General features: G+C 62.0%; 22 protein-coding genes and 2 pseudogenes. 13 read left to right on the top strand and 11 right to left on the bottom strand.

Translation table 11 applies throughout. The features are described 5' to 3' along the window. Positions 1-28: 28 nt before the first annotated feature. Positions 29-586 carry a response regulator transcription factor gene (locus ACFQ4E_RS12590; protein ID WP_386804074.1) on the bottom strand — a complete coding sequence of 186 codons (558 nt, stop codon included), beginning with the start codon at positions 584-586 and terminating at the stop codon, positions 29-31. A gap of 207 nt (positions 587-793) precedes the next feature. Here ACFQ4E_RS12590 and ACFQ4E_RS12585 point away from each other — a divergent pair. Beyond that, positions 794-1,733: pseudogene (locus ACFQ4E_RS12585) on the top strand (IS3 family transposase); the annotation flags it as partial. Here the strand turns inward: ACFQ4E_RS12585 and ACFQ4E_RS12580 are convergent. Further along, positions 1,710-2,054: pseudogene (locus ACFQ4E_RS12580) on the bottom strand (transposase); the annotation flags it as partial. The pseudogenes ACFQ4E_RS12585 and ACFQ4E_RS12580 overlap by 24 nt on opposite strands. 353 nt (positions 2,055-2,407) lie before the next feature. Here ACFQ4E_RS12580 and ACFQ4E_RS12575 point away from each other — a divergent pair. Together ACFQ4E_RS12575 and ACFQ4E_RS12570 are read left to right on the top strand one after the other, a co-directional pair. Next, the gene (locus tag ACFQ4E_RS12575; protein WP_386804072.1) at positions 2,408-3,259 is read left to right on the top strand and encodes a hypothetical protein; all 852 of its coding nucleotides are present in this window, start codon (positions 2,408-2,410) and stop codon (positions 3,257-3,259) included. Between the two features lie 220 nt (positions 3,260-3,479). After that, on the top strand, positions 3,480-3,686 hold the full coding sequence (locus ACFQ4E_RS12570) for a DNA-binding protein (protein ID WP_386804070.1): 207 nt from the start codon (positions 3,480-3,482) through the stop codon (positions 3,684-3,686). A 147-nt stretch (positions 3,687-3,833) separates the two neighbouring features. Here the strand turns inward: ACFQ4E_RS12570 and ACFQ4E_RS12565 are convergent, their stop codons facing one another. Continuing rightward, entirely contained in the window at positions 3,834-4,322 is a 489-nt protein-coding gene (locus ACFQ4E_RS12565) for a hypothetical protein (protein ID WP_386804068.1), read from the bottom strand. A gap of 697 nt (positions 4,323-5,019) precedes the next feature. Between ACFQ4E_RS12565 and ACFQ4E_RS12560 the strand changes: the two genes are divergently transcribed. The 4 genes from ACFQ4E_RS12560 to ACFQ4E_RS12545 all read left to right on the top strand — a co-directional run bounded on the left by ACFQ4E_RS12560 (position 5,020) and on the right by ACFQ4E_RS12545 (position 10,401). After that, positions 5,020-5,544, top strand: a complete 525-nt coding sequence (locus tag ACFQ4E_RS12560; RefSeq protein WP_386804066.1) for a tyrosine-type recombinase/integrase — start codon at positions 5,020-5,022, stop codon at positions 5,542-5,544. After that, positions 5,541-6,584 (top strand): tyrosine-type recombinase/integrase, encoded by a 1,044-nt coding sequence (locus ACFQ4E_RS12555; protein ID WP_386804064.1) that lies wholly within the window; start codon positions 5,541-5,543, stop codon positions 6,582-6,584. The genes ACFQ4E_RS12560 and ACFQ4E_RS12555 overlap by 4 nt, the downstream gene beginning before the upstream one ends. Continuing rightward, on the top strand, positions 6,581-8,290 hold the full coding sequence (locus ACFQ4E_RS12550) for a recombinase family protein (protein ID WP_386804062.1): 1,710 nt from the start codon (positions 6,581-6,583) through the stop codon (positions 8,288-8,290). Before ACFQ4E_RS12555 ends, ACFQ4E_RS12550 begins: the two co-directional genes overlap by 4 nt. A 74-nt stretch (positions 8,291-8,364) precedes the next feature. Continuing rightward, positions 8,365-10,401, top strand: coding sequence for an ATP-dependent helicase (locus ACFQ4E_RS12545; protein ID WP_386804060.1), 2,037 nt, complete (start codon positions 8,365-8,367; stop codon positions 10,399-10,401). A 717-nt stretch (positions 10,402-11,118) separates the two neighbouring features. Here the strand turns inward: ACFQ4E_RS12545 and ACFQ4E_RS12540 are convergent. Continuing rightward, positions 11,119-12,063, bottom strand: coding sequence for a LysR family transcriptional regulator (locus ACFQ4E_RS12540; RefSeq protein WP_386804058.1), 945 nt, complete (start codon positions 12,061-12,063; stop codon positions 11,119-11,121). Between the two features lie 93 nt (positions 12,064-12,156). Here ACFQ4E_RS12540 and uraD point away from each other — a divergent pair, with 93 nt between their 5' ends. From uraD to ACFQ4E_RS12515, 5 genes are read left to right on the top strand one after another with little or no spacing between them, the layout of a single operon-like run. After that, on the top strand, positions 12,157-12,708 hold the full coding sequence (gene uraD, locus ACFQ4E_RS12535; protein WP_386804057.1) for a 2-oxo-4-hydroxy-4-carboxy-5-ureidoimidazoline decarboxylase: 552 nt from the start codon (positions 12,157-12,159) through the stop codon (positions 12,706-12,708). Between the two features lie 10 nt (positions 12,709-12,718). Then, on the top strand, positions 12,719-13,705 hold the full coding sequence (locus tag ACFQ4E_RS12530) for a TRAP transporter substrate-binding protein (protein WP_386804055.1): 987 nt from the start codon (positions 12,719-12,721) through the stop codon (positions 13,703-13,705). Between the two features lie 5 nt (positions 13,706-13,710). Further along, on the top strand, positions 13,711-14,190 hold the full coding sequence (locus tag ACFQ4E_RS12525) for a TRAP transporter small permease (RefSeq protein ID WP_386804053.1): 480 nt from the start codon (positions 13,711-13,713) through the stop codon (positions 14,188-14,190). Continuing rightward, on the top strand, positions 14,187-15,467 hold the full coding sequence (locus ACFQ4E_RS12520) for a TRAP transporter large permease (RefSeq protein WP_386804051.1): 1,281 nt from the start codon (positions 14,187-14,189) through the stop codon (positions 15,465-15,467). The genes ACFQ4E_RS12525 and ACFQ4E_RS12520 overlap by 4 nt, the downstream gene beginning before the upstream one ends. Next, positions 15,467-16,210 carry an aspartate/glutamate racemase family protein gene (locus tag ACFQ4E_RS12515; RefSeq protein WP_386804049.1) on the top strand — a complete coding sequence of 248 codons (744 nt, stop codon included), beginning with the start codon at positions 15,467-15,469 and terminating at the stop codon, positions 16,208-16,210. Before ACFQ4E_RS12520 ends, ACFQ4E_RS12515 begins: the two co-directional genes overlap by 1 nt. Here ACFQ4E_RS12515 and ACFQ4E_RS12510 read toward each other — a convergent pair. The 7 genes from ACFQ4E_RS12510 to ACFQ4E_RS12480 are packed head-to-tail and all read right to left on the bottom strand — an operon-like array spanning position 16,207 to position 22,924. Further along, positions 16,207-16,953: an aspartate/glutamate racemase family protein gene (locus ACFQ4E_RS12510; protein ID WP_386804047.1), complete on the bottom strand. Its 747-nt coding sequence runs from the start codon at positions 16,951-16,953 to the stop codon at positions 16,207-16,209. The two genes, ACFQ4E_RS12515 and ACFQ4E_RS12510, sit on opposite strands and share 4 nt — an antisense overlap. 3 nt (positions 16,954-16,956) lie before the next feature. Continuing rightward, positions 16,957-17,823 (bottom strand): polysaccharide deacetylase family protein, encoded by an 867-nt coding sequence (locus ACFQ4E_RS12505; protein ID WP_386804045.1) that lies wholly within the window; start codon positions 17,821-17,823, stop codon positions 16,957-16,959. After that, complete coding sequence (locus ACFQ4E_RS12500; RefSeq protein ID WP_386804043.1) at positions 17,820-19,331, bottom strand: amidohydrolase family protein; 1,512 nt, start codon at positions 19,329-19,331, stop codon at positions 17,820-17,822. Before ACFQ4E_RS12500 ends, ACFQ4E_RS12505 begins: the two co-directional genes overlap by 4 nt. Further along, entirely contained in the window at positions 19,328-20,056 is a 729-nt protein-coding gene (locus ACFQ4E_RS12495) for an aspartate/glutamate racemase family protein (RefSeq protein ID WP_386804041.1), read from the bottom strand. The genes ACFQ4E_RS12500 and ACFQ4E_RS12495 overlap by 4 nt, the downstream gene beginning before the upstream one ends. Beyond that, a complete protein-coding gene (locus tag ACFQ4E_RS12490; protein ID WP_386804038.1) occupies positions 20,056-21,336 on the bottom strand; it encodes a TRAP transporter large permease in 1,281 nt (426 codons plus the stop codon). Before ACFQ4E_RS12490 ends, ACFQ4E_RS12495 begins: the two co-directional genes overlap by 1 nt. Next, positions 21,323-21,904 carry a TRAP transporter small permease gene (locus ACFQ4E_RS12485; protein ID WP_386804036.1) on the bottom strand — a complete coding sequence of 194 codons (582 nt, stop codon included), beginning with the start codon at positions 21,902-21,904 and terminating at the stop codon, positions 21,323-21,325. The genes ACFQ4E_RS12490 and ACFQ4E_RS12485 overlap by 14 nt, the downstream gene beginning before the upstream one ends. A gap of 12 nt (positions 21,905-21,916) precedes the next feature. Further along, complete coding sequence (locus tag ACFQ4E_RS12480; RefSeq protein ID WP_386804034.1) at positions 21,917-22,924, bottom strand: TRAP transporter substrate-binding protein; 1,008 nt, start codon at positions 22,922-22,924, stop codon at positions 21,917-21,919. A gap of 346 nt (positions 22,925-23,270) precedes the next feature. Between ACFQ4E_RS12480 and ACFQ4E_RS12475 the strand changes: the two genes are divergently transcribed. Then, positions 23,271-23,948: a GntR family transcriptional regulator gene (locus ACFQ4E_RS12475; protein ID WP_386804032.1), complete on the top strand. Its 678-nt coding sequence runs from the start codon at positions 23,271-23,273 to the stop codon at positions 23,946-23,948. The last annotated feature ends 1 nt before the right edge of the window (position 23,949 follow it).

The following is a 23,949-nucleotide window of genomic DNA, read 5'->3' as shown; positions in this document are numbered from 1 at the left end:
GGCACGGGGCCGGGCGGCAAGGGGCGGCTCAGGCAAGGCCCGTGCCGATCAGGGCGACGACCGCCCGAACGGTCTGCCGCAGGTTCTCGGGGTCCTTGGCGTCGGACTCGATGGCGACGGCCAGGCCATGCCCGGTCACCTCGACCAGCGCATAGGTCCGATCCTCGCGCCGGATCAGCAGGACGCGCGCGTCGCGCGTGCCCCGTTCCCCGGCGGCGGCGATCCGGAAGCCATCGGCGATCAGCGCGCCGCGCAACATCATCGCAAGCTCCGTGCAGGCTGCGCTTGTTGCCTCGATGGCGACGGCGGGCATTTCCCGCGCGTCGGCAAAGCGCCCGTTCCGCCGCACCCATTCTGACGCGGCCTCGGTGCGGTTACTGACCTCGAGCCGCGACAGGATCGCCGCCACATGGTTCTTCACCGTGCCCTCGGAACATTGCAGGATGTCGCCGATTTCAGAGTTGGTGAATCCCTTGGCGAGGTAGGCGAGCACCTGATGCTGGCGCGGCGTCAACAGCCCGCGGCTGCCCTCGGGCACCCGTTCCGGGCCGGAACCGTCGCTGAAATCAAGAAATTCCGCACTCATGGCAGGGCTCCGGGACAGGGTATCTGACACCGAATTACAAGGGCCCCCGCGCCGTGCCTGTGACGCGCGTCACATCGGGTCGAATTTCTCGAAAATGCCGCCGCCCGTGACGGAACCGTCGAAATGGCGGGGCGCCGTGCTTTGGCCTGCTCCCTGAAAATTGGTCCTCTCTGAAGTAGGCTTTCGAGCCAGATGGAGGACGAAGGAATGCCCCAGAAGAAGCACAAGCCCGAAGAGATCGTCGCGAAGCTCCGGCAGGTCGATGTGCTGGTATCGCAGGGCCAGTCGGTGGCCGAGGCGGTGCGCGCGATCGGCGTGACGCAGTTCACCTATTACCGGTGGCGCAAGGAGTATGGCGGCTTGAAGACCGACCAGGTGAAGCGGCTCAAGGAGCTCGAGAAAGAGAACGAGAGGCTCCGGAAGGCCGTCTCCGAGCTGACGCTTGAGAAGCTCATCCTGCGCGAGGCTGCCTCGGGAAACTGTTGAGCCCCGCCCGCCGCCGTGCTTGCATCGACCATGTCCGGCAGAAGTTCCGCGTCTCGGAACGGTTTGCCTGTCGCGTCCTCGGCCAGCATCGGTCGACCCAACGGAAGTTCCCGCGCGGACGAGCCGATGAAGACGCGCTGACCGCGGACATCATTGCTCTCGCGTCCCAGTACGGGCGCTACGGGTACCGGCGCATCACGGCGCTCCTTCGGAAGGCTGGCTGGGGGTGAAAGTAAAGCGGCCCTCCCGGCAGATTTGCTGTGCAAATCGCCTGCTGGTTAATAGTCGAAGGGATATGGCGGCGGGAGGGGCTCAAGGTTCCCCAGAAGCAACCGAGGAAGAGCCGACTCTGGCTCAACGACGGGTCCTGCATCCGTCTACGGCCCGAGCGTCCGAAGCACGTCTGGTCCTACGACTTCGTCGAGCACCGGACCCACGACGGAAGGAAGTTCCGCATGCTCAACCTGATCGACGAGTTCACCCGGAGTGCCTAGCGATCCGGATCGACCGAAGGCTGCGATCGATCGACGTCATCGATGTGCTCTCGGACCAGTTCATCCTGCGGGGCGTGCCCGATCATATCAGGTCGGACAACGGCCCGGAGTTCGTCGCGAAGGCGGTCCGGGAATGGATTGCTGCGGTCGGCGCCTCCCTTTTTTACGCCTAGACTGGACGCCGTGCGGTGAGCCTTCACGTAGGTGTCGTCGATCATCACGGTGTTCTTCTCGCCGTGCTCGGCAACCAGTCCCGCCATCATCTTCGCGAAGATGCCCTTGTCGCTCCACCGCTTCCAACGATTGTAGAGCGTCTTGTGGGGGCCGTATGCGGCAGGAGCATCGCGCCATCGCAAGCCGTTACGATTTATGAAGATAATCCCACTCAACACACGCCGATCATCAACGCGCGGCTTGCCATGGGACTTCGGGAAGTAGGGCTCCAGACGCGCCATCTGCGCATCGCTCAGCCAGAAGAGATTAGACATATCACCGCTCTGTTTTCGTGCGGTGAATCATGCCCTTCGGCTCAGATCAATGGGTCCTGAGCCTAGTTACGGGCGCAGCGAAAGGCCGGTTCGGTCTCGACGATAGGACCTGATGTGAACGACTGCTTCGCTGGGCGTGCCACCAATTTTTTGCGCCTGCAGCGAAAGTCGGCTCTCTGCCCATACTGGTCGTTCGTTCTGACCGCAGCGAACGTCCTCTTCCCGCCTTTGAACACCGCAGAGCACCTCCCCAAAAAAAGAACAAACGCAAACAAAATACCCGGATCCCGCTGTTGCGCGATCCTGTTTCCATCGCAGGCTGCTCGAACAGAGCAAGAACACAGGAGAAGCGCATGTTGGCGAACGAGAATTACACGATCTACCCACACAAGGACGGAACACGTAAAGTCCGACCTTGGATCATAGAAGATTACGATGAACGCGGCGCGTTCGACGCGGAACAGCTTGATGAGCTGATGGAGCGTTTCGGCTTTTCGGAAGAGGACGCGAGAGGCCTCTCGATTTGCGTAGGCAACTGCCTCGATAGCGAATCCGAGGTCTGCATGATCCCGGTGAGCCGCGACAAAGCGGTGGAAGCCGGGTGCAAGCTGCTTCGTGACGCACTGAGGCAGATGGGCTCTAACGAAGAGAAGCTCGCTAAGGTCATCGAAGCCCTCGAGACGGTTGATAATCTTTTCGCGTCAGAGGAAGACCCGGGACATCTCGAAGCCACGCGGGCCATGGCACACGATCCAGGCGTGTCCTGCAAGGAGCTGCGGGACGCAATTAAGAAGCTAAACGAGACATATGGTGCCGTGGCGCTCATCGCTCCCGATGACGCAAGAAGGGTGACGGACCAGCGCACCCGCAGAGTTGCGGATCAGTGCTTTTACACATGGCGGGACGCCGGTCGCGCGCTGACGTTTACGACCCGCCCTGACGAGATCGGAGATCCCCGCACCGGGAAGCTCATCGAATTCGTGCAATGGGTCGGAAGACAATTGACGAACCCATCTGTCACTCTCAGCGGTCACACAATTTACGAAGACATCAAACGCTTCAAAGCCAAGGAAGCACGAGAAGCGGAACGACGGGCTGAACGGCTGAAGCTGGGTCTGATCCAAAGGGACGACGGCACGATGCAGGAGCGGACCGAACTGGACATGCCGCCAATCTTCGGCAACCCGGCCAAAGAAGACGCGTAAAAAATTTGGTCGATCGCGATTTTGCGCGATTGACCCCCTTGGTCAGCCCTGCCCCGGCCCACGCATGGTCGGGGCATGACACGTCTGACCAAACCGACTTCCAACTCCACTGAGCCGCGGGCGACCCCGCATCCGGGTCTTCTGGAGCTTGTCCGCCTCCTGGCACGGCAAGCGGCGCGGGAGGCGTGTCTCCAGTCACATCTGACCGAGGAGATCCCCGATGCGGGACACGAACCAGAACACCAAACCCAATGACGCACTCCTGACCGTGAGCGACGTCGCGTGGCTCGACCAGGTCTCCGAGAAGACCGTGCGCCGCGCGATCGCATACGGGCTGCTCGATGCCCTCAGGGTCGGCCCCAAGGGGCGGCTGATCCGCATCCATCCAGAGGCCCACGCGCGCTATCGGCGGGGTCAGACCTACTGACCCTACCTGCCCCGCAATGTCCATTAAAAACAGATGGATACGAGATTTCGGGAAGAGGCCCGCGTCTAAAATTGCGGATTTTTCATGCTAGCCTGATCCCGAATCGGGACCCCTGTCCCGCCTTGTCCGCCCGAGACCCGTCACGACCTAAAGGACCCTCTCCCGATGACCTTCCACAGCCCCATTTCCATCGATCGCGCCTTCGTTCCCGCGGACACGATCAGCTTCGCCGACCTGATCCAGAAAGCGGAACGCGACTGGACGCTCAGCGAGACCCGCCAACGAGACTTCGTCTCCGGCTTGAAGCGTGTCGCCAAGGCTCACGGTCTTCCACCGAGCGATATTCCCTGTGACGGCGGATGGCTGCGCCCGCGGCTCGCAAAGGTGTCGCACGCAGAACTCGGCATCATGGCGAAGACATGGACGAATGCCGTCAGCAATGTCCGGTCCGCCATGGTCGCCTTCGGCATCGTGGAGAAGCGCGCGCGTCGGATCACGGATCTTGCCGCCGATTGGCAGCTCCTCTGGCGGGCGGCGCTCGACCTCAAGGACTACAGCCTGAACTCGGCGCTGTGCCGGTTCGTTCATTTCCTCAGCCGATCCGGCGTCAGACCGGGCGACGTCACCCTCGCCCATGCCGAGGCCTATCGCGATGCCCTCCGCGTGAACGAGATCAGCAAGGATCCCGACAATGGTTTCAAGGCAGCGGTCAGTGGCTGGAACAAGGCCAGGGCAAAGGTTCCCGGCTGGCCCGACATTGCCCTCGTGCGTCCGTCGGAGCGCAAGGTGATCGCCCTGCCCTCTGACAGCTTCCCGGAGAGCTTCACCTCGGAGCTCGAGAGCCTGCTGGACCGTCTCGCCTCTCCCGATCCGTTCGCCACCGGCGAGCCGTCGCCCGGGCTCAGACCGGACACGATCAGGCAGTACCGCTATCAGACGCTGCGCTTCGCCTCGGAGTTGGTCCACTCCGGGATGGGTGCCAGCAACCTCACCGGAGTGGCGTCACTTCTGGGTCCGGCCACCGCGGAACGCGGTTTGCGGCAGATGCTCTCGAGGACCGGCAACAAGACCAATCAGAACATCAGCGACACTGCCGGGCTCCTGCGCAATCTTGCACGGCTGACCGGTGCGCCCGAGACAATCCGGGAGGCTATTGCCGGTCTGGCCAAGAAGGTCGACCGGGACAAGCCCGTCGGCATGACCCCCAAGAACCGCGAGCGGCTTCGCGCCCTCCAGCAGCCCGAGAACCAGCTGAGACTCCTGACCCTTCCGGAGACGATCTTCGAGAAGACCGCGTTTGACGCCACCTCGAGCAAGACGGCGGCGTTGGCACGTGAGGACGCGCTCGCCATCGCCATCCTGCTGGTCGCCCCGATCCGCATCAAGAACCTCGCGGCACTGGAGCTCGACGTGCATATCCAGCGCCCGGGTGTATTTGGTTCTCGAAGACGTGGACACCAAGACCGGGCGCCCGATCGAGTTCGAACTGCCGTCGGACGTCGTCCGGCACCTCGACCAGCACCTGGCCACCCGCACACCCCTGCTTTGCCCACCGGGCACCACCTTCCTGTTTCCGAAGCGGACCGGAGAGCGCGGTGTCGATCGCGGAGCCCTCTCCGGTCGGATCGCCAAGCGGATCAGGAAAGAGACCGGGCTCAAGATGAACGCGCATCGGTTCCGGCATTTCGCGGTGATGACCTGGCTCGACGCAAATCCCGGCGGCTACGAGGTGGCAAAACGCCTCTTGGGGCATTCCGAGGTCAGCCACACGATCAACATGTATTCCGGCATGGAGGCCCGGTCGGCCGCGCGCGTCTATTCCAATCTGATCGGCACGCTCAAGGGAGCGACGACATGAGCCTCACTCTTCCCATCGAAGACTGGCCGGAGACGGATCGGACCATGTGGACCCGGCTTCGCCTCCGGGGCGGACCGCTGGACGACCGCGGAGCCCTTGCGCATCTGCGCGAGACGAGCTGCAAGACGCTCATCAGCCGATACGGACGCTGGCTCCAATGGATCGCGACGACGTACCCGGAGCTTCTGGATCATCCGCCCGCGGATCGCGCCGAGATTGCCCGCCTCCGACACTGGCTTCAGGACCTCGCGCACACGCAGCCGATGATGCAACTGATGTTCGTCGACGGGGTGCTGCGCATCCTGACGGCATATGATCCGACCTGCGACTGGTCCGAGCACAAGGCGCTTCGCAAAGGCCTGAAGTACCTGGCCAAGCGGGGTTTTCAGAAGCGCAAACACGGTCGCATCCTGTCGAGCCAGGTGCTGCTCGAGGCCGGTATTCGCCTCGCCACCGACCACGCCGACGCGACGCCAAGCGCGCTCTTCCGTGCAACGCGTATCCGCGACGGTGCGATCATCGCCCTTCTGGCCATGATGCCGATCCGGCGGCGATCCCTCGCAGAGCTGGAGATCGGCATATCGATCTTCATCGACGCCGCCGGTGCCACGATCGCGCTTTCCGAGGAACAGACCAAAACCGGGCTGCCCTGGGAGGCGGAGCTTCCACCACAGGTGCTGCCGGTGTTCCGGCAATATGTCGACGAGGCACGCCCGCTACTTCTCGAACGTAGCACCGAGCCCTGGAGCCATCTCTGGATCAATCGCAACGGCGTGCCAATGAGCTACGACCATATCGGTCCCTGCGTGGCGACCCGCGTCAAGGAGATGACCGGCATCCGCGTTCCACCGCACTTCTTCCGGGACGCGGCGGCGACGACGCTGGCACGAATCTCTCCGCAGGCGGCGAAGCTGATCCGGCCCATTCTGGGCCACCGGAGTTTCGGGACGGCGGACAAGCACTACATCCACGCGCAGACGATCGAGGCGGGCCGAGATTACGCCAGCCTCATCGCCGATATGAAGGGAGCCGCCCGATGACCCGCGCCGCGATCTATGCCCGCTTCTCCTCGTCGCTGCAGCGGGAGGCCTCGATCGAGGACCAGGTGCGGGTCTGCCGCAAGATGCTGGCGGCGGAAGGCTGGGACGAGACCGAGATTTACGCCGATATGGGGATGTCGGGCGCCACGCATCTGCGCCCGGGCTACCAGAAGCTGCTCGAAGACGGGCGCGCGGGCCGCTTCGACGTGGTGGTCTCGGAGAGCATCGACCGTATCAGCCGGGACCAGGAACATGTCGCGGCCTTCCACAAACAGATGGTCTATGCCGGGGTCGAGATCCGAACCGTCGCCGAGGGACGGATGAACGAGCTCCATATCGGTCTCAAGGGCACCATGTCGGCGCTCTATCTCAAGGACCTCGCGCAGAAGACCCATCGCGGGCTCGAAGGGCGCGTGCATGCGGGCAAATCCGCGGGCGGTATCAGCTACGGCTACGCGCTCGATCGACGTCCCCTGCCCGATGGCACCATGAGCAACGGCGATCGCTGCATCGATCCCGATCAGGCATCGGTGGTGGTGCGGGTGTTCGAGGACTACGCGAGGGGCGAGAGCGCCCGGACCATCGCGGCGCGGCTCAATGCCGAGCGCGTCCCGGGTCCGCGCGGCGGCACCTGGAGCTTCTCGACCATCTCGGGCAACTGGAAGCGCGGCACCGGGCTCCTCAACAACGAGCTTTATGTCGGTCGGCTGGTCTGGAACCGTCAGCGCTTCATGAAGGACCCGGTGACCGGCAAGCGCCAGGCCCGACCCAACCCGCCGGAAGACTGGATCATCGAAGAGTTCCCGGATCTGCGGATCATCGACGACGCGCTCTGGCAGCGTGTGAAGGCACGCCAGGGCGCCGTCCGCGACGACCTGATCGCCGAACGGTTGCGCGACCCGGCCGCACCTCATACCGAACGCGCCCGGCGGCCGCGCTATCTCCTGTCGGGTCTCGTCACCTGCGGGTGCTGCGGCGCGGGCTACATCATGGTCAGCGCCTCCCGCTACGGCTGCTCGGCCGCCCGCAACCGCGGCACCTGCAAAAACCGCAGGACGATTCCGAGAACCGAGCTTGAAGATCGCGTGCTCTCGGGGCTCCGTCACAAGCTGATGGCGCCGGAGTTGCTGGCCGAGTTCGTGGCGGAGTTTCAGCGAGAATGGCAGAAGGAGCGCAGCACCGCCATCGCCAGCCGCGACAAGGCCGATGCCGCCCTCGCCAGGACCACCCGCGAGATCGACAATATCGTCACCGCGATCCGGCAGGGCATGTTTCATCCGTCGATGAAGGAGCAGATGGACAGGCTCGAGACGGAACGCGCGCGGCTCGAGGCTGAGCTCTCGGCCCAGCCCGAGATCGATCCGGTGGCGCTGCACCCGCGGCTTCCCGAGATCTACAAGCGCAAGATCACGGACCTGGCGGACGCGCTGACGCGTGACGACATCCGCAGCGATGCGGGGGAGGTTTTGCGGGGTCTGATCGAGCGGATCGCGGCGCGGCCGGAGGAGGACGGGCATGCGCTGGAGCTCTATGGGGAGCTTGGGGCGATCCTGTCTTTGTGCGGGGAGGCCGGACATGCCGACGCCCGCGGCTTTAGCGCGGGCGTTAGGCAAGTAACGATGGTTGCGGGGGCTCGCTTTGGCTTATGTCGAACTCGTGGCACACTGCACGGTGCGAAGCGCGCTCACTCCGGATACAAAAATTAGACGAAAAATGTTCTTAATTTGTTCTTTCCGGGCTAATCTGATCAGCCAAGGGCAGATTCTGGAAAGGCCGAGCGGTGAACGAAAAGTATCTCGAGACACTAAACTACCACCAGCGCGCGGCAGTCACATTTGGGGATGGTACGGCCCGCCCTGCCCCGCCTTTGCTCATTATCGCCGGTGCAGGTTCCGGCAAGACACGGACACTGGCGCACCGGGTTGCACATTTGCTGGCACTCGGAGCGGACCCCCGCCGAATACTCTTGATGACTTTCTCGCGGCGTGCCGCGAAGGAGCTTAAAGCCCGTGTAGAAAACCTGCTCGCCGGGATCGGGAGTTCCTATCCGGTCGACGCGTTGGATTGGGCGGGCACGTTTCACTCTATTGGCGCTAAGGTGCTCCAAGATCATGCGCTAGCCATTGGGCTCGATCCCGAGTTCAGCATCCACGACCGCGAAGACAGCTCAGACCTGATGAACCTGGTCCGGCACAAATTACGACTGAGCGAGACACATACCCGGTTTCCGAGCAAGGGCACATGTCTATCCATCTACTCAAGATGCGTGAACTCGGAGACCCCGCTGGCGGACGTGCTGCAAGTGCATTTCCCGTGGTGCGCAACGTGGGAGGACGAGTTGAAAGGACTGTTTAGTGGATACGTCCAAGCGAAACAGTCTCAGAACGTACTTGACTACGATGATCTACTGCTCGCATGGGCACAGATCATGGAAGACCCGGATTTTTCCGCCTTTCTCGGCAGCTTCTTTGATCACGTTCTGATCGACGAATATCAGGATACCAACCGACTCCAGGCGCGTATTCTGATGTCGCTGAAGCCAGACGGCCGAGGGCTATGCGTCGTCGGCGACGATGCGCAATCGATCTACGCTTTCCGCGCCGCAACGGTGCGCAACATTCTGGATTTCCCTGACGCCTTCGCGCCAAAGGCCGACGTCATCACTCTTGATCGAAATTATCGCTCAACCGCGACTATCCTCGCCGCTGCGAATTCCGTCATCGGCGAAGCGCGAGACCGCTTTACCAAAGACCTCTGGACCGAGCGCAACTCGTCTGAGCGGCCCCGACTTGTGACGAACGAGGACGAAGCGGACCAAGCCCGCTGCGTCGTCGATCAGATTCTTGAGGATCGCGAGCGTGGGCTACGCTTGACTGAACAAGCCGTCTTGTTCCGGACGTCGCACCATTCAGGCCCGCTTGAGATCGAACTGACACGTCGAAATGTGCCGTTTGTGAAATTCGGGGGCTTGAAATTTCTGGACTCGGCCCACGTCAAAGACGTCCTTAACCTTCTCAGATTTCATCGCAACTCGCGTGACCAGGTCGCTGGTTTCCGGGTGTTGCAACTCTTACCCGGGATCGGCCCGAAATCCGCCGGGAAGATGCTGAACCAGTTGACTGAGAGCGCCGAACCGCACGTTACACTGGCGACATTGGCTCCACCGAAAGCAGCCCACCAAGATTGGCCGGGCTTCGTCACTCTTCTGTCGAGTTCTACGCCGTGGCCCGACCAAATTGCGCAGGTTCGCGCTTGGTACGAGCCACGCATGGAGCAAATGTTCGAGGACGCCGAGATGCGCAAGCCGGACCTCTTGCAACTGGAGCAAATTTCATACGGATTTGCGTCGCTGGAGGATTTTCTGACAGAGATGACACTCGACCCGCCTGACGCGACTGGAGGCCATGCCGGCGACCCGCACAAAGACGAAGACTATCTGATTCTGTCGACAATCCATTCGGCGAAGGGCATGGAGTGGAAATCCGTCCACGTCCTGAATGTCGTTGACGGATGTATCCCCTCTGACCTCGCCACCGGCACCACGGAGCAGATCGAGGAGGAGCGCCGCCTGCTTTACGTGGCCATGACCCGAGCAAAAGACAATCTCAGCCTCCACCAGCCGTTGCGCTTCTACGAGACTGGCCAAGGTAAATTACAAAACCGCCACGTCTACGCTATGCGTAGCCGCTTTCTTCCAGACCAAATCCTCGGCCATTTCGATCAGATAGCGCCTGCGCCGAGAGGCCTCGCACGTATCACTCCACCGACGATAAATACGATGGATATCAAGGCGCGGATGCGCGAAATGTGGAGTTGAGAAACTGCCTCAATGATCGGGAAATGTGAGCGTCCAGAACGCCCCCGTCACTCTTGCCGGCCGTCCCAGCCAACGGCCAAGACGGGCGGAAAGCGGACGTTCGCTGCGCCGTTCGCCGACGTCTGCTGTGCGGACAAAGTGTGAATTCGCTGCGCTTGCGCACATGGCTGCTTTGTCGCGCCCTGCGGACCTTAGTATTGCGCTGCACACAAACCGCACACCTCAAGCGGTTAAGCAGTTGATAGAGTGACGGAATGTGTCCATTCCTCCATAGGGGCAGTAGATACCCGCGCTGCCTCGGTGGCTGCGTTCATTACGTTCTGCGTCCTTCATAGGGCTCGCCTGCGAGACGGGCTACCGTACAGTGCAAAGAATAGGTGCTCTGCCTGTTCTTGGCTACTCTCGCTCGCGCAAAGACAGGCAGTGGGCGGTGTTTCGGTCGACTCGAGATCAGGAACCGGAATTTGCACAGTTCTCGTGCTGTCTGCCGGTGTTTCGATGCGCTTTTTCCCCAACACTGGAACGCTGGTCTAACAACCGGCGCAGGATACTGAGCGAAGCCTCCAGTGAATCCGCAACCGCTTACCGGCCTGGTGTCTTTTCAGGTCTCGAGGCCGGTCGAAGCTCACAAAGAGGTTTCTGAAGCAAAAACAGAAATTAAAAGTCTCCTGGAACCGGGATAGTGCCTATCAGCAGCAAATCGGAGAGACTGCTGTGTCAGTCGGCACTTCGGCATGCTTCCCGAACTATCGCCGATATTTCGCCAATGAGTGCTTTGGAAACTGTCGTACAGATGCGCGGCAGCGAGCGCTTTACGCTGACCGCGAGGCTGATTGTCTGGTTGCGAATGTTGGCATCAGAAATCGGGATCGCCACCAATCTGCCGGACGCCAACTCGGTTGCCGCATCAAGTTCCGACGTCAAGGCGACATGCGTACCCGCGGCAACCATTTGCTTGAGAAGTTGCAGCGAGTTCGTGACCAGCGGCGGCGGTGCGTCAGCAAAGAGCCATGTGTGATGCGCTTCCAGAATGCGACGGATGGCCAGTGCACGGCTCTGAACGACAAGGGGATAAGCCCTGACTTCCTTGATCTGGATAGATGACATGCGCGCGACCGGATGATCCGACGCACAGACACAGACGAGGGGCAGGTCCGCAGTCCAAAGTATGTGTAGGTCACGGGCTGGCTTGAGATTGAACCCCAGCGCAAGATCGGCCAGTCCGTCGTTGAGCGCCGCGACCGCGTCGTCGGGCGTCATGATCTCCACTTCCATCTGAACGCGTGGAAACTCGTTCGCGATCGTGTCCAGCAGCCGAGGCAACGGCCCGTTTGCAAGGCTGTCCATCGTGGCCAGCCGCACAAGGCCAAGATCGACGCCCTGCATCTGCTTCACATCCGACAGGATTGCGTTCTCGTCCGCCCGCCAGCGACGGGACAGCACGATGAACATCTCGCCCGCGGCGGTCGTATCCATTCCCGTACTTTGCCGGTCGAACAACTGCAAATCCAGCCTGTCCTCCAGAAGCTTGATTTGCCGGTCGATGGCGGAGGCGGAAATGCCGAGCGCCCGAGAAGCTGCCTGGATCGAGCCGTTCTCGGCGACGGCTTCTACATAGCGCAGAACGCGCGGAACCAGGTGGAGCGACATGATCTGATCCATTCTAATTTTTCGGATGGAGTGTGGATTTTTATATTATGGATTGCAATGCGCCGAATCCCCTAACGTGGATGTCAGATACAAACGGAAAACTTCATGACACCCGCTCTCGACACGCTGAATTCGGTTCGGCGCGACCAGGCTCTTGCGGCCTTGTCGCCCCTCGTAGAACGGTCGCCCTGGGTGGCCGAGGACGTGGTCGATCAGCGCCCTTTCGCATCTGATGCGGCGATTGCCGAGGCCCTTGTCGAAGTCATCCTCGCCGCCACTCCGGAACAGCGCCTCGCGTTGTTTCAGGTCCACCCGGAGCTTTCCGGGCGGGAGGCCGCAGAAGGCCGCATGACTGCGGAAAGCACTTCCGAACAAGGCCGTCTCGGCCTGACACGCCTACCGCCTCTCGAGGCACAGCAGCTAAAGACCATGAACGCCGCCTATCGGGCGCGGTTTGGACATCCCTTCATCATCGCGCTGCATCGGGTGCCGGATCGCGAAACCCTTTTCACCACCTTCGAGCGGAGGCTGAACGCCACACCGCTCGAAGAACTCACGACCACGCTGGCCGAGATCGCTTCGGTGATCCGGTCGCGCTGCCGCAACGCCTTCGGTGCGGCGACTGAAGACACGTCAACTCTAAATTCCGAAACCTAGGAGACCCAAAATGAAACATCAGATCTTCGCGCTTGCCACCTCCGTCCTTGCCCTTGCGACCGCCGCACAGGCAGAGACCATCCGCGTGGCCGGCAACTTCGCCACCGATCACTCCTCATCCGTCGCGATGGAAACCTTCGCCGAAACGCTGACTGAACTCTCGGGCGGCGAATTCGAGGTCAACCTCTTCCCCGCCCGCCAGCTCGGCGGCGCGGCGGAGAACGTGCAGGCCGTCAAGATCGGCGCGGTCGAGATTATCTGGGTCGGCACCGCATACCTGACCCGCACAGTGCCCGAACTGGAAATCGTCGGCCTGCCGTTCCAGTTTGAAAGCCGCGAAGAGGCATTCAAGGTCGTCGACGGCCCGGTCGGCGACGCGCTTGACGAAAAACTCGCCGCGCAAGACATCATGTCGCTCGGCTACATGGAACTCGGCTTCCGCCAGATGACCAATTCCGTTCGCCCGATCGAAACTCTCGACGACATCAAAGGCCTCAAGATCCGCCTTCAGCCGAATGAGACCCACCTCGCCACCTTCCGCTCGCTCGGCGCCAACCCGCTGGCGATGGATGTGAACGAGCTCTACTCGGCGCTTGAGCAGAAAGTGGTCGACGGACAGGAAAACCCGTTCTCGATCATCCAGGTCGCAGGCTACCCCGAAGTTCAGGAATACGTCTCCAATACCGGGCATTTCTTCGACTTCATTTCTGTCGTGGCAAACAAGGCGTGGTTCGACGGGCTGAGCGAAGAACAGCAGGGCTGGGTCACCGAGGCGATGGACACCGCCGTGGCCGAGCAGCGTACGCTTGCGGCTGAACAGGACGGCGCCGCGCTCGACAAGATCATCGAAATGGGCATGACCTATACCGAAGTGTCCCCGGAACTTGCCGCTGATCTGCGCAAAACCGTGTCGGGCGTCGCTGCCGAGACCAAGGCCCGCCTTGACCCAGCTCTGGTCGAACTGCTCGACAGCGAAATGTCGGCTGGGACCAACTGAACTCGATGAACGGGATCGTCAAATCGTTCCTTGCGCGCGCCGATCATGGCGCGCGCTTCATCGCTATCGTGGCGGCGGCCATCATGGTGGTCGTTGTCACGGCGCAGGTGGTGGCGCGCTATGGCTTCAATTCTTCCTTCGACTGGGCCGATGAAGTCTCCCGCCTCGCCTTCGTCACCACGATTTTCATCGCCATTCCTCTAGGTATCCGGGACGGAACCCATGTCGGAATCGACCTGGTCGTGAACCGCCTTCCCGTCCTGCCACGTCGCCTGATCAAACGCCTCACCAGCGCACTCGCCGGTCTGATGCTGCTGATCATCACTTGGGCCACCTTTCAGGTCGCGGGTGCTACAGGGAGCGAGCGGCTGGGTGCCATCGACATCACCTCCTCCGTTTTCTTCTTCCCCGTCATCGCAGGCGCGCTCCACTCCGCGCTGCATCTCTTGCACCTCGCCGCCATTCCGGAACCTGACCTGCCATGAGCCTTGCCGTCATCGCTTGTTTCTTCGTGCTGGGCTTCTTCGGGATGCCGCTCGCCTTCTCACTGGGCTGCGCCGCCCTGTTCGGTCTCTGGCTGGCCGGGTTCGACCCGTCGATCATGCCGAGCCGCATGATGAACGCGGTCAATTCCTTCCCGCTGATGTCGATCCCGCTTTTCATGATCGCGGGCGAACTCATGCTCAAAGGCGGGATCATGGACCGCCTCGTCGATTTCGCCAATGCCTTCATCGGGCGCGTGCGCGGCGGGCTGGCGCAGGTCTCGATCATCGCGGGTGCTGGCCTGGCCTCGGTCTCGGGCGCGGCCGTCGCGGACGCCTCTGCGCTGTCCTCGACGCTGGTTCCCTCCCTGAAACAGCAATACGGCCTTGGGTTTTCCTCCGGCGTTGTCGCAGCTGCCGCCAACCTGGGCCCAATCATTCCTCCCTCCGGCGCGATGATCGTCTACGCCTTCATGGCTGGCTCCAGCGTCTCCGTCGGCGGGCTCTTCATGGCGGGCGTTGTCCCGGGCCTGATCCTTTTCGCGACGCTTATGGTGCTCTGCTGGTTCATTTCCTGGAAACGCGATTACCCGCTGGTCGGCGATGGCTTCAATCTGCGCAACGCGCTGCGCGAGACGCGACGCTCCGTCATCGTCTTCATGATGCCAGTCGTCGTGATCGGAGGCATCGTCGTGGGCGCCTTCACCCCGACGGAGGGCGCGGCCATTGGGGTCTGCTACGCGCTCATCATCGGGTTCTTCGTCACCCGGAAGCTCAAGGTGTCGGACCTGCCGGGCGTGCTGCTGACAGCCGCCAAGACGACTGCAATGGTCGGCGCGATGATCGCATTTGCCTCCACCGTGACATTCCTTTTCACAATCGATCTGCTTCCGATCAAGCTGGCTGGCGCGATCAAGGAAATCACCGACAGCCCGTTGGTCTTCCTGCTGCTCGTGGCACTGATGATGCTGATCGTCGGCATGTTCCTGGAATCCAATGCCGCAAACATCATGCTGGTCCCGCTCTTCCACCCGATCGCGCTGCAGTTCGGGATCGACCCGCTGCATTTCGGCTTTCTCTTCGTGCTGAACCTCGTGATCGGGATGCTGACGCCCCCGGTCGGCGTGATCCTCTTCGTTGTCTGCGGGATCACCGGCGTCAAAATGACCGAGCTCGTCCGGGAAAGCTGGCCCTTCATCGCAGCGATGTACGGTGTGCTGTTCCTGTGCATGCTGGTTCCTGGCGTCGTGACGGCGCTGCCGAGAGCGATGGGGTACTGATGCGAATCCTGCTGATTAATCCCAACACCTCCCAGGTACTCACGGAAAAGCTGGACGAAGCCGCGCGCGCGACGCTCCCACCGGACGTTGATCTGGTCTCAGTGACGGCGGAGGACGGCTTTCCCTACATCTCGTCGCGGGCCGAAGCACATTGCGCCGGGGTCGGCGTGATGGACACGCTGGCAAGACTTGGCGGAGAATTCGACGCGGCCGTCATCGCCGCCTTCGGCGATCCCGGCCTCCTTCCCGCGCGGGAAGCCTTCGACATGCCGATCACCGGCATGACAGAGGCGGCGATGCTCTCGGCCTGCATGCTGGGCCACCGTTTCGCCTTCGTGACCTTCACGCCGCGCATGGCGCCCTGGTACAACGAACAGGTGCGTCAGGCTCAATTGACGTCTCGCTTCTCTGGGACCTTCACGCCGGATGTGCCGCTGGGCAAGATCGGTGAGATCGACAGCGACTTGCGCGAACCGCTCATTGCCGAGTGTCACCGCGCAATGGAGGCCGGGGCGGATGTGCTGATCCTTTCCGGCGCGCCACTCGCCGGGATGGCTCCCAGCCTTCGCGGCGAAATCGACGCGGTTCTGATCGACCCCGTGCAGGCGGCCGTTCTTCAGGCGGCGGCACTCGCGCGGCTGGCCCCGCAAGGTGCGTCCGGCGGCAGCTACCGGCGTCCCCCCGGCAAACCCTCTACTGGTCTGCCCGAGGCCCTCGCCCGTCACATCGCTCGCGAGGATTAATCGCCACGAAAGAGCTTCGTGAGGGCCGGATCGAGCCCGGCCATCGCGATCCCGCTCGGCTTGGAATAGCTCCCGGCGGCAGGTTTTGGCAGGCCCAGGCGATAGATCATCTCCGCCATACAGACCGCCGCACCCACCGGCGAAATGACCGGCACCGGTAGGTCCGGCTGGATGCGCGCGGCCATCCCTTCCATCGACCCGGCGCCGAGTACGACCACGTCGGCCCGATCCTCCTCGACCGCCGCCTTCGCAAGCGCGATAGCCGTGGCATCAGCCCTTGCCTGATCCTGCGTCAGCTCCGTGCCGGTCAGACCGATGTCCCGGATCGACACGACCCGCTCGGCAAGCCCCGTGGCGGCTACGGTTTCTTCCGTCATCCTGCGTGCAGGAGAACCAATAGAAAGGATAGAGATGGACTGACCGAGAAGCGTCGCTGCCGCCAGCCCCGCCTCGCCGGTGGCCATCAAAGGTACCGGGCACATCTCCTTGGCCGCCGCCGTCACTGCTGGCAGGATAAATGCGCCAACGATCACCACGTCGTGGCCGTCGAAGTTTTGGGCTAGCGCCGACAGCAAAGCGTGTCCGGCCACCACCGCCTCTCCACGGGTGGAGATGTATTCGGACCCGAAAGGGGCCGAGGCCACGTCGATCCGGGTGTCGGGCGTGGCGATCCGGCGCGCTTCCATCGCCATGATCTCGGCCATGGCGTCCGACGTGTTGGGGTTGAGGAAAAGGATGTGCATTGCTCAGCCTGCTGCTAGGTCAGGATTGGACAAGACTGCTGCATGGATCTCCGCGGGCGTAGCACACCAGATGTCATCCATTGCGGCAACTTCGGCCAGCGCCTCCGCAATCGGGCGCAGACGCCAAGGCTGACCGGAAATGAAACTGTGCAGCACCACGCTCATCACCACCGGCTGTTTCGACATCAGAAGTTCCTTCGCCTCGTCGCGGATCATATCGGCAAAGCTCCGGGCATCCATCTGCCGCCCGATCATCGTCGTGCTGTCGTTGATTTCGGCTGCGTATGGAATCGCGAGCAACCGCCCTGCTCCGGTGTCCATCCAGACCGGCTGATCGTCCAGCCGCAGGTCCAGCAGGTAGCGATACCCAGCACCGGCGAGACTCGTCAGCGATGTTGGCGTGTGGGCGAGCCAAGGCGACGACCAACCGCCGGGCGCTGCGCTCTCTTCCGTCTCGATTCGGGACGCAACTTCAGAGACATAAGCCGCTTCTTCGCCCGGCGGCAGCGCCGTCAGGCTGTCGGAGTTGGACCGCCCGTGCCCGACAAACTCGGCAGACACCGCTCGGGCAGCTTCAATGACCTCCGGCGCCTCGTCGTATACATCGGTGTTGAGCAGGACAGCTGGCCGAATCCCGATCCCAGCCAGCCTTTCGAAGAGCCGGAATGCGCCCACGCGGTTGCCATAGTCACGCCATGCCATGTTTACCAGGTCCGGTGACTCTCCGCGCGGCAGGATGTCTTCGGTGATGCCGTCATCGGGGCGATAACTCTCGATCCCAACAGCGACCCAGAGCGCGACACGGGCACCGTTCGGCCATGTGCCCTTCGGACGTGACGGCAAAGTCGAAAAGGTCCAAGGCAGCGTCATGCGAGTCCCTTCCCGAGCTTCCGCGTCATGCCCACATCCGAGGCAACCGCACGATCATGCATCGCGCGATAGACGGGCAACAAGTCCGACACCTCCTCGGAGGCGCGACGCAGGATAAGTGCAAGCCCCCCGAAGACCTCCCGCGCCTCGTCCAACAGAGCCGCCTCATCCACCGACGTGACACGCCCATTTTCGGCAACGACGCGGCCCGCGACCATGGTCGTCCGGACCGACGAACCATTCTCGACATGTACCAACTGCCGGACGAGGTCGTTCAGGGGCAGAAATGCGAGCGAAGACAGGTCGACGAGGATCAGATCTGCTGGCGCGCCGATCTCCAGCGCTCCCAGACCGGGCCTTCGCATGACCTCTCCGCCGCCCACCGTCGCCGTGCGCAGCACCTCCCGCGCGGTCGGCCAGAGGTCGGGATCGTCGCCCGAGAGCGTATGTATCATTCCGGCAGTCTTCATCACCGACCACATGTTTATCGCGTCATCTGCGATGGCCTCATCGACCCCGAGCGACACCGAAATCCCCCTGTCCAGCATCTCACGGAACGGCATAACTCCAGAGCCAAGACGGAGATTGCTGATCGGGTTATGCGCCACCTTGGCGCCGGCGTCCGCGATCAGGTCGAGGTCGTCGTCATCAACCCAGATGGCATGGATCACCTGCATCCGGTCGGACAGAAGACCAAGATCGTGAGTGTACCGCACCAGCGACCGGCCACCGAATTTTTCATGGCCGAGAACCCGCTGAAGCCGGGTTTCCAGCATATGCGCGAAGACCGGCAGATCGTGCTCGACGCTCAGAGCATTCAGCGCCGCGAAATACTCCCGGCTTACGCGCTGCGGCGCCGAACATGAGACGGCCGCACCGATACGGCCCTCCTCGGCACCATGCCAGCGCCCAATCAGGTGATCGTAGAGCGCCAGCAGATCCTCCGCTTTCAGTCTGGGCCGCCGGGCCAGCCCGGCCCGCATCGCCTCCGGAGCAAGCTCTTCGAGAAACGGGAGTTTCTCCAATTCCGAAAGCTCAGGCTCATCCAGCGCCAGAGTCGCGCGAATTCCACTGTCGGCATAGGCCTGCGCCACCGCATCGATGATCTCCGGCGTGGGTTCCGGCACGAAAAAGCAATCGTCCATCACGGCCGTCGTGCCCGCCCGCAGCATCTCGATACAGCCCAGCATGGTCCGCAGATAGGCCTGCCGTGCTGTCGGCCGCAGGGCCTCCAGCGCCGGGCTTTCGAAAAGCATGAAAAGCTCCAGCGGCAGGCACGGCAACCGCCCTTTCATGTGGTTCACGGAGGAATGGAAGTGTGCGTTGATCAGCCCCGGCATCAACAGATCGCCATTGCCCTCGATGATGCGAGCGTCGTCCGGCACGGCCTCCGGGCCGATCCCTGCAATCTGCGCGTCGCGAACCAAAAGATCTGTCGGTGACGACATTCCCTGCTCTGAATCGAGTTCGAGCAAACGGACATTGCGAAAGAAGACCGACGCACTCAAAGCAAATCCCCGCTAAGAAACCGGGTCAGCGACGGCGACAATCCCACACTCTCGCTCAATGGCCGGACGGGTTGCGTCGGTTCATGCTCGGCCATGGCGGAGAGGCTGGCTTCGACGGCTTCAACGCCGTCGAAGACCGGCAGCGTCACCTGCTTGGCGATCCGGGCCGCCATCCCGACGATGGCGGCACCGCAGATCACGACAGCCTGGGCCCCTTGACCTTCGAGCCTTAGACAGGCGTCCACGACGGTGGCGTCTTTCGCCTCCGGCGACAGGTAGTCCGATGCCCCACCGATCTCGATGGCGACCAGCCCCGAAGGCACGATCCCCTTGCGGGCCAAGACAGACTCGTACAACCCGCGGCTGACCTCGCCAAAGATGACAACGCCAATGCGGCGCCCGCCAGCAGATGCGGCGCGGAGCGCGGCCTCGGTAATACCAACCACCGGCACGCCCAGCACCGATCTCAGCGCATCCAAAGCGGTGTCGAAGGAGATCGCAAGGATGACCGCATCGTGCCCTTCCACATGCTCCGCCACCAGTTCCAACACCGAGTGACCCGCGATCACGTTTTCGGCTTCGGTCGAGACGATCCGCGCCCCGAACCGCCCCGTCACCCCGGTGAGGATCACGTCCTCCGGCGCCAAGGCACGCGCAGCCGTCAGATAGGCTTCCGTCACCTCGGGCGACGTATTCGGGTTCACCACAAGGACGCGTCGGGACATCAAATCAGGATGCCTGGGAAGATCGCGATGATCGCGACCACTGCAAGGATGCAGAGCACGAATGGCAGCACGCCCGCGATCACCGTGCCCACATGACCCCGGCCCCGGACACTCTGGGTGACATACAGGTTCATGCCCACCGGCGGCGTGATCAGCGCCAGCTCGCACATCAGCACAAGGAAGATGCCGAACCAGATGCTGTCATATCCCAGTAACGTAACGACCGGCAGCACGATGGGAATGGTCGCAATCATCATGGCCAACGCGTCCAGAAAACAGCCGAGCAGCATGTAGAGCACGACCAGAAGCAGAATCATGGCGAGCGGCGTGACATCGAACGACGACACGAATGCCGAGACCTGCGCTGGTACACCCAGAACGCCAAGAATGAAGTTCAGATAGAAGGCGGCGATAAGGATCAAAAGCGTCATGCCCGTGGTCGTGACCGCCGACATCATCGCTTCACGTAACATCTTCCAGCCGAGCGTCCGGTAGAACGCAGTCAGCGCGAACGCCGCCATCACGCCCACGCCCGCCGCCTCGGTCGGTGTGGCGAAGCCCAGATAAATCGAACCCATTACGAGGATGAAGATCACCAGCGGCGGCACCAGATCGGTCAGTCTTTTCCGGCGCTCGGACCAGGGCGCAATCGGCTCGGGCCTGCCTGCGATGGACGGGTTCAGCAGCGAGGCTGTGGCAATCATAAGCATGAAACAAAGCGCCAGAATGACTCCGGGCAGAATGCCCGCCGTAAAGAGCGCGCCGATGGAGGTGTTGGTGATCGCGCCATAGATGATGAGGTTGATCGACGGCGGGATCAGGATACCCAAAGTCGCACCCGACGCGACGCTCCCCGCTACCCAAGCCTCGGCATAGTTCTGGCGGCGGAAGGTCGGGAACGCGACCGTGCCAATCGTGGCAGCGGTGGCAACCGAGGACCCCGAAATCGACGCGAAGACCGTCGATGCGGCGATATTGGTGTGCAACAGACCGCCCGGCAGCGGTTTGGTCCAATCCGCAAGCGCGCGGTACATCCGTTCCGTCACGCCACCCCGCACGAGGATCTCACCCATCAGAACGAAAAGAGGGATCGCGACCAGCAAGAAGTTGTTAAGTGTGCCCCACATCATCGTCCCGAAGGGGCGGATCATCGCATCACCGATGAAGACATACGCGCCCGCGATGGCGACGATGAACAGCGCGGTGGCAATATGCAGCCCGATGAAGAGCAGGAACAGCAAAAGGCCAAACCCGATGGCCGCGTCTTCAATCCCGAGCATCGTCGCCCTCCGGATGAACGTATTGGCTCACCTCTTCCTCGACGGTGGGCGCGCCATAGCGCCGCTCAATCGAAGAGCGATCGGTGAAGAGAAGGACAAGCGCGTGAACGGTCGCAAGGCAGGCAGTCACGGCGAAGAAGATCATGCCGATCACCCAGACCCCTTGCGGCACCCAGAGCGGCGTTTGCAGCGGTGTGTTGGTGATCGCTCCGAACCTCAACGTCGTCTGCAACTCACCCCAGGCATGCCAGGCCATGAACGCGGCAAAACCAGCCATCGCGATCTGAGCCAGAACGTGAAGACAATCTCGTAATACTCTCGGAAAAAAACGAAAGAAGATTTCGATGCGCGGATGCCCCCGCCTCAGCAAGGTCAGGGCCATTCCCAGCGATCCGACGAAGGCAAGGACGTATCCGCCGATCTCGTCCGTGCCCTGAATCGATGCCCCGAAGAAATCGCGTCCCACGATGTCGATGGTGATCAGCGCGGCCAGCACAGCGATGGCCGCGCCCGCGACGAGCGCGAGCGCGGCGGCGATGTGTTCGACGGTCCTGAGGAGCGCGTCCACGTCAATCAGCCGTCAGTCGATCGAAAGGCCGCGGGCGGCGCCGACCGTGTCGTTCCAAAGCTGCTTGCAGCCCGGATAGGACGCCTCGCATTTTTCCGCCCATTCCGGCAGAACCGCAGAGGCGGAGATTTCGGCCACGCGTGCCTTGTCGGCATCGCTCACCGGAACCAGCGTCATGTCGTAGGAGGTGTAGATCCCGCCTTCCGGGCAGTCCCCGCCGGTCGAGCAGGATTGTGCCGTGCCGTTCGTGTTGATCGCCACATCCCAAAGCGCTGCTTCCATGTCGGCCATCGCCGTATCGAAGGCAGCGCGGGCCTCTTCACTCAGTCCGTTCAGCCACTCGAGATTGACCATATGCGCCTGAACCGAACCGGAGACTGACAGCGGATAGAGATGGGTCGTCACCTCCGGCCATTTGCCGGTGTTCGACGAGGTCGGCGAGGTCACGCCGCAAGTCGCAACACCCCGTTGCAGGGCAGGATAAACTTCGGGGAAGGACAAGGTGACCGGGGTCGCGCCCAGGTTCTCCAGAAGCGTCGACATCGACGCGGTAAACGACCGCACTTTCATGCCGTCGAGATCGTCGAGCGAGGCGATTTCGTCACCGCAAAGAAAGACTTGCGGACCGAACGGCCAGATCGCTGCCGCCGTGACACCGAACTTCTCCTCCAGACGCGCGTTGAACACGTCACGGAAGGCGTCCACGGCAGATTTGAGATCCTCCATGTTGGTGGACACGCCGATTAGGTCGATGCCTTCCAGGAACGGGTCGTCCTTGGCGACGCTGCCGACTTGGATCGTCGCCATATCGAAGGCTCCGGTGCTCAGAAGCCGCAGGCCGTCGGCAAGGTCGATCCCGACCGCCTGATATTCGCTGCGGCTGACATCGAAGCCGGCATCCGAAAGTGCCGCGACCGCCTCGGCCTCGGCCGGATATTGCGCGCGTTGTTCCTGGTTCTGGGTGATCAGGCGCATGGATTGCGCCTGCGCCACGCCTGTCAGGGCGATGGTGCATGTCATTGCGGTAGCGATTGCACGGAAATGGTTCACGGCGAGTCTTCCTTTCATTTTTGTTCTAGGCAGCAGGCAGTCGGACGACGAAAACCAGAGCTCCCCGGTCGCAGTTCCACGGCCCTGGGAGCGTCAGCCCTCAGGTCAATGAGAGGCTCCGATTGTTAACAATTCAAGATATTTTTGCGCACAAAATTCAGACAATCGGCTGCATTTCTGGGACAAACCACAATATTAAATAAATGATTCAAATGCTTATAGAAATTCTGCTAATTCGCGCCACCGAACAAATGATCGTTTGAAACTCCGAACTTTGCACGTATCTTCGGCACAGAAAATATCCGGGCATCGATATATGAAACCTGCGCGCGCGTCCGAGGACGCGATTTTCCAGTCTCTCCGCGAGGCGATCCTGACTCGCAAACTTGCGCCGGGTACGCGTCTCCGCGAAATCCGGCTGGGCGAGATCCTCGGCGCGTCCAGGGGCAACGTGCGCAAGGCACTCGACCGCCTCAGCTACGAGGGTCTGGTCGAGCAGGAACCTAATCGTGGCGCTTCTGTCGCCCAGCCCACCGCGCAGGAAGCGGAAGACCTTTTCGCCGCGCGGAAATGCATCGAAGTGGCCATCGCCCTCATGGCGGCGGAGAAGCTCACACCTCAAGCGGTGAAGAAGCTCGAAAAGCACATCGCGCGAGAGCAGACGGCACGCGAAAAGGCGGCTTGGGCGAAAGTCGTCGCACTTTCGGGTGAGTTTCACACCCTGATTGCCGAGATCGCCGGTAACGCTCCACTGCAACGTTATCTGAACGACCTCGTCGCGCGCGAGTCGCTGATCATCCAGATGTTCGGAACCCGGCAGCAGGACGTCTGCACCCAGAACGAGCACGCCGAAATCCTCGAAGCGCTGCAGTCCGGCGATGCCGATCTGATCGCCCGCCGGATCGAAGACCATATCGATGGAATAGCCGCTGGCGTCGATCTGAACCCACGCGACACCGATCCGCGCACGCTGGAGGAAATCCTGCTTGGATAAG

Origin of the sequence: Litorisediminicola beolgyonensis (assembly GCF_042679605.1) — a bacterium.
GTDB classification, from domain to species: Bacteria; Pseudomonadota; Alphaproteobacteria; order Rhodobacterales; family Rhodobacteraceae; genus Litorisediminicola; species Litorisediminicola beolgyonensis.
This window is presented reverse-complemented; position numbering and strand designations above follow the sequence as displayed.

Coding starts and splice junctions, on each gene's coding strand:
- ACFQ4E_RS12590 (WP_386804074.1), bottom strand. CDS start 586: ATGAGTGCGGAATTTCTTGATTTCAGCGACGGTTCCGGCCCGGAACGG.
- ACFQ4E_RS12575 (WP_386804072.1), top strand. CDS start 2,408: ATGTTGGCGAACGAGAATTACACGATCTACCCACACAAGGACGGAACA.
- ACFQ4E_RS12570 (WP_386804070.1), top strand. CDS start 3,480: ATGCGGGACACGAACCAGAACACCAAACCCAATGACGCACTCCTGACC.
- ACFQ4E_RS12565 (WP_386804068.1), bottom strand. CDS start 4,322: ATGGGCGAGGGTGACGTCGCCCGGTCTGACGCCGGATCGGCTGAGGAA.
- ACFQ4E_RS12555 (WP_386804064.1), top strand. CDS start 5,541: ATGAGCCTCACTCTTCCCATCGAAGACTGGCCGGAGACGGATCGGACC.
- ACFQ4E_RS12550 (WP_386804062.1), top strand. CDS start 6,581: ATGACCCGCGCCGCGATCTATGCCCGCTTCTCCTCGTCGCTGCAGCGG.
- ACFQ4E_RS12540 (WP_386804058.1), bottom strand. CDS start 12,063: ATGGATCAGATCATGTCGCTCCACCTGGTTCCGCGCGTTCTGCGCTAT.
- uraD (WP_386804057.1), top strand. CDS start 12,157: ATGACACCCGCTCTCGACACGCTGAATTCGGTTCGGCGCGACCAGGCT.
- ACFQ4E_RS12530 (WP_386804055.1), top strand. CDS start 12,719: ATGAAACATCAGATCTTCGCGCTTGCCACCTCCGTCCTTGCCCTTGCG.
- ACFQ4E_RS12525 (WP_386804053.1), top strand. CDS start 13,711: ATGAACGGGATCGTCAAATCGTTCCTTGCGCGCGCCGATCATGGCGCG.
- ACFQ4E_RS12520 (WP_386804051.1), top strand. CDS start 14,187: ATGAGCCTTGCCGTCATCGCTTGTTTCTTCGTGCTGGGCTTCTTCGGG.
- ACFQ4E_RS12515 (WP_386804049.1), top strand. CDS start 15,467: ATGCGAATCCTGCTGATTAATCCCAACACCTCCCAGGTACTCACGGAA.
- ACFQ4E_RS12510 (WP_386804047.1), bottom strand. CDS start 16,953: ATGCACATCCTTTTCCTCAACCCCAACACGTCGGACGCCATGGCCGAG.
- ACFQ4E_RS12505 (WP_386804045.1), bottom strand. CDS start 17,823: ATGACGCTGCCTTGGACCTTTTCGACTTTGCCGTCACGTCCGAAGGGC.
- ACFQ4E_RS12495 (WP_386804041.1), bottom strand. CDS start 20,056: ATGTCCCGACGCGTCCTTGTGGTGAACCCGAATACGTCGCCCGAGGTG.
- ACFQ4E_RS12490 (WP_386804038.1), bottom strand. CDS start 21,336: ATGCTCGGGATTGAAGACGCGGCCATCGGGTTTGGCCTTTTGCTGTTC.
- ACFQ4E_RS12480 (WP_386804034.1), bottom strand. CDS start 22,924: ATGACATGCACCATCGCCCTGACAGGCGTGGCGCAGGCGCAATCCATG.
- ACFQ4E_RS12475 (WP_386804032.1), top strand. CDS start 23,271: ATGAAACCTGCGCGCGCGTCCGAGGACGCGATTTTCCAGTCTCTCCGC.